This is a genomic window from Rhodococcus sp. IEGM 27 (assembly GCF_033142305.1).
Classification (GTDB): domain Bacteria; phylum Actinomycetota; class Actinomycetes; order Mycobacteriales; family Mycobacteriaceae; genus Rhodococcus_F; species Rhodococcus_F oxybenzonivorans.
The window spans coordinates 1-6,362 of record NZ_JAWLSG010000029.1 but is presented as its reverse complement, the minus strand read 5'-3'; the positions used below and the strand labels follow the sequence as shown (position 1 = coordinate 6,362).

The following is a 6,362-nucleotide window of genomic DNA, read 5'->3' as shown; positions in this document are numbered from 1 at the left end:
CACCAACGACACCCCCGGCACCACACACCCCGTCGCATTCCACCCCCCCAACACCAACTCCCGCTCACCCGGCGCGAAGAGATCGACGTCGCCTACCAGAGTGTCGACGTCCCGGGAGATGGTGCCGAGAATTGCGCTCAGTCGCCCCGCGATTCGGGTGACCGTCTCGTGGTCGATAGCACCGGCCTGGTAGCGAAGGCTCAGCCGGAGTCGCGGTTCGAGACTCGTCATCAGGGTGAGGGGATAGTGTGTGGCGTCGCGGGCATCGACGCCCGTCACTCGCATGCCTGCGATGTCGGTGTCCTCGCCCAATCCGGTCGTGTCGATCGGATACGATTCGAACACCGACAGCGTGTCGAACAGGGTTCCCAGACCGACTCGCTGCTGAATTTCACCGAGCCCGACGTGGTGGTGATCGAGCAGGGCAGTCTGCTCCCCCTGCATGCGGCCGAGCAGTTCCGCGAAGGTCTCCGCCGGGTTCACCCGCACCCGCACCGGCAGGGTGTTGATGAACAATCCCACCATGTTCTCGACGCCGGGTAGGTGCGGCGGTCGGCCCGAGACCGTGGCGCCGAAGACCACGTCGTCGCGGGAGAGCAACCGCGACAGCAATACTCCCCACGAAGCCTGGATCACCGTGTTCATCGTGCCGCCGAGGCGCCGTGTCACCGCGTCCAGCGGGGCGATCACATCGGCGGGCAGGTCGACGTCGACCTCGCCGGGCACTCCGTACTGCATCGCCGACGCGTGCGGCGCCACCAGTGTCGGCTCCTCGACGCCGTCGAGGGCTCCCTCCCAGGCCCGGGCCGATGTCTCTCGGTCGCGGTTCGCTACCCATTCCAGATAGGTGCTGTACGACGGTGCCTCCGGCAGGATATCTGGGCTGTCATCGGCGTAACGCACGAGCAATTCCCGCACGAGCAGTGGCATCGACCAGCCGTCCAGGACGATGTGATGGTTGGTGATGGCGAGCACGTAGCTGCCAGGGCCTGTGTGCAGCAGCCTGAATCGCACGAGCGGGGGTGCTTCGAGATCGAACTTGGCGCTGCGGTCTTCGTCGAGGAGGCGTGTCAACTCCGCGGCGGCCTCCGGCCCGTGTCCGGTCAGATCCACCTCCCGCCACGGCACCTCCACCGCATCGAGCACCAGCTGCACCGGAACACCGTCGTCGTCGTAGACGAACGCGGACCGCAAGTTCGCGTGGTGGGCCAGCAGTCCGGCCGCGGCAGCCCGCAGACGCTCGGCATCGACTGTCCCCTCCAGGTCGATCCGCATTTGTGCCGTGTAGACGTCCACCCTGTCGGTGACGAGCGACGCGTGGAAGAGCAATCCCGACTGCAGCGGCGACAGCGACCACACGTCACGCAGCGCCGGAAACCGCTCTTCCCAGCGCTCGATCTGCTGCTGGCTGACCGACACCAGCGGCACATCGGACGGTGTCAACCCGCCCGCTCCCGGCCGCGACACGTGCGCCGCGAGTGCGCCGAGCGCGCTGCGCCACAGATTCGCGAAGGCCGTGATCTCGGCGTTGTCGAGTACGCCGCGGGGATAGGCGATCGTCGCCCTCAGGCGGGGACCGTCGGGGCGGTCGTCGACCAGAGCGTTGATGTCGAGAACGGATGCGACGGGCATGTCGGTGTTCTGGGTTCCGCCGAGCGTGCTCTCCACCGGGAGCCAGTCCTCCGTTCCGCCTGTGGTGACGACCCGGCCCAGATAGTTGAAACTGACCTGGGGAGAACGGAACCGGCGAAGCGACATTGCCGTGTCATCGTCCAGGTAGCGCAGCATTCCGAAACCGATCCCGTGATCCGGAATGGCGAGCAACTGTTCTTTGACCGCCTTGACTGCCTGCCCTGCCGCGCGACCTCCGGTCAGGGCGTTGTCGACATCGATCCCGGTGAGGTCCACTCTCACCGGGTACACAGTGGTGAACCAGCCGACGGTGCGGGACACATCCGCGCCCGCGACGACGTGCTCCTCGCGTCCGTGCCCTTCGAGTGTGATAACGGTGTCCGCTGCGGCACTGCCCTGTTCGCCTCGCCAGGCGGTCAGTGCCAATGCCAGCGCGGTCAGCAGCCCGTCGCCGACGCTGCCGTGGAAGGCCGCCGGAAGCGTGGTGAGCAGGTCGGCGGTCACGCTCGACGGCACGTCGACGTTGACCGTGTCCACGGTCGCGGCGACGTCGACTTCGGGGTTCAGCGGACGCGAACCGATCAACGGATCTGTGCCGTCGAGAATTGTCTCCCACATCGGCAGTTCCGGCATTCGTTGCGGCACCGCGTCGCGCAGGCCATGCGACCACCGCCGCATCGACGTTCCAACGTCCGGCAGAGTAGGAGTCGCGCCCACCTGAAGCTGAGTGCACACCGATGCGAGGTCGGCGACGAGAATGCGCCACGACACACCGTCGACCGCGAGGTGATGGACCACCACGAGTAGGCGCCCGACGCCGTTCGGAACGTCGAACCACACCACCCGCAGCATGGCTGCGCCGGCCGGATCCAGGTGGTCGGCCGCAGCATCGAGTTCTGCGGCCGCGAGCGCTGTGAAGCCGTCCCCGTCGACCGTCTCGACCGGCACGTGGCGAACCAACCCCTGCGCCCGCACCGATCCCGGCGGCAGCACTTCCATACCCTGGTCGTCGGCGAGCAATCGTACCCGGAGCATGTCGTGCCGATCGAGCAACGCGTCCACGGCACCCTCGAGAACGTCCCGAGTGAGGCCGGCGGGGGCCGCGAGCAGCAGCGCTTGGGAGAACCTGTCGAGTCGGCCGCCGCTGCGTTCGATCAACCAGCGGGCCACCGGCGTCAAGGGCAGGGTGCCGACGCCCCCGCCCGGCATCTCATCGAGCGCGACTGGACCTCCGTCGTCGAATCGCGCCACCTCCGCGAGGCCGGCCACCGTTCTGCGATCGAACACGTCTCGGGGAGAGAGGATTACCCCGGCGGCCTTGGCGCGGGCCACCAACTGTATCGACATGATGCTGTCGCCGCCGAGCGCGAAGAAATCGGCCGTGGCACCTACCGAGTCGATCCCGAGAACATCCGCGAACAGTCCCGCGAGAAGCTCCTCGGTCTCCGTTCGCGGCGGCCGGCTCTGCAACGCCGAGGCTCCGAAGTCGGGGGCGGGAAGTGCTGTTCGATCGAGCTTCCCGTGAACAGTCAGCGGAAGCGAATCGAGCACGACCAGCGCGGCCGGCACCATATACAACGCCAACCGGCCACCGACGAAGTCGAGCACCGCCCTCGGGTCGATCGACACGCCGGATTCCGGCACGAGGTAACCGATCAGCCGATCAGCACTGCCGTCCCCGTTCCACACGCTTGCGACGGCCTGGGCCACATCGTCGTGGGCAAGCAGGGCGGACTCGATCTCACCGAGTTCGATGCGAAAGCCCCGGATCTTCACCTGGGTGTCGTTGCGGCCGAGGTATTCCAGTTGCCCGTCCCTCGTCCAACGCACCCGATCCCCGGTGCGATACATCCGGCTGCCCGCCGGGCCGAAGGGATCGGCGACGAAGCGTTCGGCCGTCAGAGTGATCCGCCGGTGATAGCCGCGCGCGAGGGCGGCGCCTGCGAGATACAACTCCCCGGGCACATTTACCGGGACCGGCTGCAGACGTGAGTCGAGCACGACCTCGGAGAAGCCACGAGTAGGCGCGCCGATGGTGACCGGCGCCTCCGGTACCAGTGCGTCGCTGATACTGGACACGACTGTCGCTTCGGTCGGACCGTACGCGTTGAACATTCGCCTGCCCGGTGCCCACCGCGCACATAGTTCCGGGGGACACGCTTCGCCGCCTGTGACCACGCACTCGAGGTCGGTGAGTTGAGCGGTATCGACCGACGCCAGCGCGGCCGGGGTGACGAAGCAATGCGTCACCCGCTCGGCTTCCAGGAGTTGCGTCAGTTCGGCGCCGCCGTACACGGTCGGTGGTGCGATCACCATGGTGGCGGCCGCCCCGACGGCCAACAGCAATTCCAGTACGGAGGCATCGAAGCTCGGTGACGCGAAATGCAGCACTCTGGACGCGGCCGTCGTGGCGAAAGTCTCCCGCTCCTGCAGGGCGAAATCTGCCAGGCCGCGATGCGTGGTCACCACGCCTTTGGGTCGTCCCGTCGACCCCGAGGTGTAGATCAGGTAGGCCGGATTGTCGAGCCGGACCGGCGAAGTCCGCTCGTCCTCGGTGACTGCCGACGCCCGGTACGTCGACAGCCCGTCCGCTTCGTCCACCGCCAGCCACGGCAACCCGCCGGGCAGTGCGCTGCGTTGCGACGAAGTCGTCACACCCAACACGGCCCCGGAGTCGGTGAGCATGTATTCGATGCGCGCCGCCGGGTGCTGGGGATCCACCGGAAGGAACGCGGCACCCGACTTGGCCACCCCCCACACGGCCAGAACGGACTCGACGGAACGGGGCACGCACACGGCCACCACGGTTTCCGGCCCGGCCCCACGCTCGATCAAACCGCGAGCCAATTGATTCGAACGCTCATCGAGTTCGCGGTAGCGCACGTGACGACTCTCGAACACCAACGCGACGGCGTCCGGATCGTGGGCGACCGCCGCCGCGAGCAGTTCCGGCAGCGTCCGCGCTGCACCCGCCACAGCGCCCGTCACCGGAATCAGGTCGGCGCGTTCGCGAACGCCGAGGATGTCGATGTCACCCACCGGGGTGTCCGGGCCGGCCGTGACGGTCGCGAGGATGCGCTGGAGTCGTTCCGCGAACCCGGCCACCGTAGCGTCGTCGAAGAGGTCGGTCGCATAACCGAGTCCCGCGGTGATCCCTCCGGGGTTGCCCTCCGCGTCCACGTTCTCGGCCAGCGTCAACTGGAGGTCGAAGTTTGCGGTCTCGATCGCCACATCGATGCTCCGCACCCGCAGATTCGGCAGTTCCAGCGTGGGCCGCTCGATGTTCTGGAATTCGAACATCACCTGGAACAGCGGTGAGTAGGCCGTCGAGCGGGACGGACTCACTGCCTCCACCACGCGTTCGAACGGAATATCGGCGTGCATGAAGGCACCGAGGTCGGTTTCCCGAACATTGTCCAAGAACTCGGTGAAGGTGGCGCCGCCGTCGACTCGGGTGCGGAGGACGAGCGTGTTCACGAACATCCCCACCACGTCGTCGAGTTCACGCTCACCACGCCCGGCGATCGGCGTCCCGACGGCGATGTCATCGAACCCGCTCAGTCGTGCCAGCAAGATCGCCAGCGCGGCATGCACTGTCATGAACACCGTCGTTGTGTGTTGCCGCGCCAGCGCCACCACGCCGGCGTGAATCTCCGGAGCGATCTCGAACTCGACGCGTCCGCCGCGAAGTGATCGGACAGCCGGTCGGGGACGGTCTGTGGGTAGGTCCAGTACTTCGGGCAGGTCCGCCAGCGCGGTGGTCCAATAGGCCAGCTGTCTCGACATCGGCGAGGTTTCCTCTGCCCCCGAGCCCAGCCACTCGTACTGCCACACCGTGTAATCGGCGTACTGCACGGGAAGCGGGGCCCAATCCGGCGCAGTCCCATTCACTCTCGACACGTACGCATCCATGACGTCGCGGGCCAGCGGAGACATCGAGAAGCCGTCGGCCGCAATGTGGTGCACGACCACCGCGAGCACGTGCGCATTCGCGTCGAGTCGGAAAAGGTTCGCGCGCAGTGGAACCTGCTGCGTCACGTCGAATCCCTCGGACAGCACCCGCAGGGCGCGTGCACGGAGTTCGGCCTCTCCCGTCACACCGACCGGAGTGAGGTGGGGCAGCGCGCTCGTCGTCGGCACGATCACCTGACGCGGTCCGTGGTCGGTGAGGGGGAAGATGGTGCGCACGGCCTCGTGCCGCTCGATCACGTCGGCGACCGCCGCCTGAAGCGCAGGTATGTCGAGTTCACCGTCCAGCCTCAACGCAAACGCCACGTTGTATGCGGATGAGGAGGTGTCGAATTGGTTGATGAACCACATCCGCTGTTGGGCGGGTGACACCGGGACTTCCGCACCGTTTTCCCTCGCCTTCAGCGGCGGGCGGGATTCACGCCCTTCGTGCGACTGCGCCAGCATCGCCAGACCGGCCACTGTGGGCGCGTCGAACACGTCGCGAACGCTGATCCGGTTTCCGACAGCGGCATTGACGCGCGCCACCAAGCGAGTGGCCGTCAGGGAGTTTCCGCCAATGGCAAAGAAGTTGTCGTTCACTCCCACCCGCGGAATTCCGAGCAGGTCGGCGACAACCGCAGTCACTATCTCCTCGAACGCGCCACGGGGAGCGACGTATCCGAGCATCTCGGCGCCGAAGTCGGGTTCGGGGAGGGCCTTGCGGTCGAGCTTGCCATTCACCGTCACCGGCAACTCATCGAGCACCACCACCACCGACG

General features: G+C 66.9%; 1 protein-coding gene. It reads right to left on the bottom strand.

Going from position 1 to position 6,362, the window contains the following annotated elements; all coding sequences use genetic code 11:
- Window positions 1–6,362, bottom strand: a 6,362-nt coding sequence (locus R4P95_RS33280; RefSeq protein ID WP_317747829.1) for a non-ribosomal peptide synthetase, incomplete at both ends; no start/stop codon positions are given.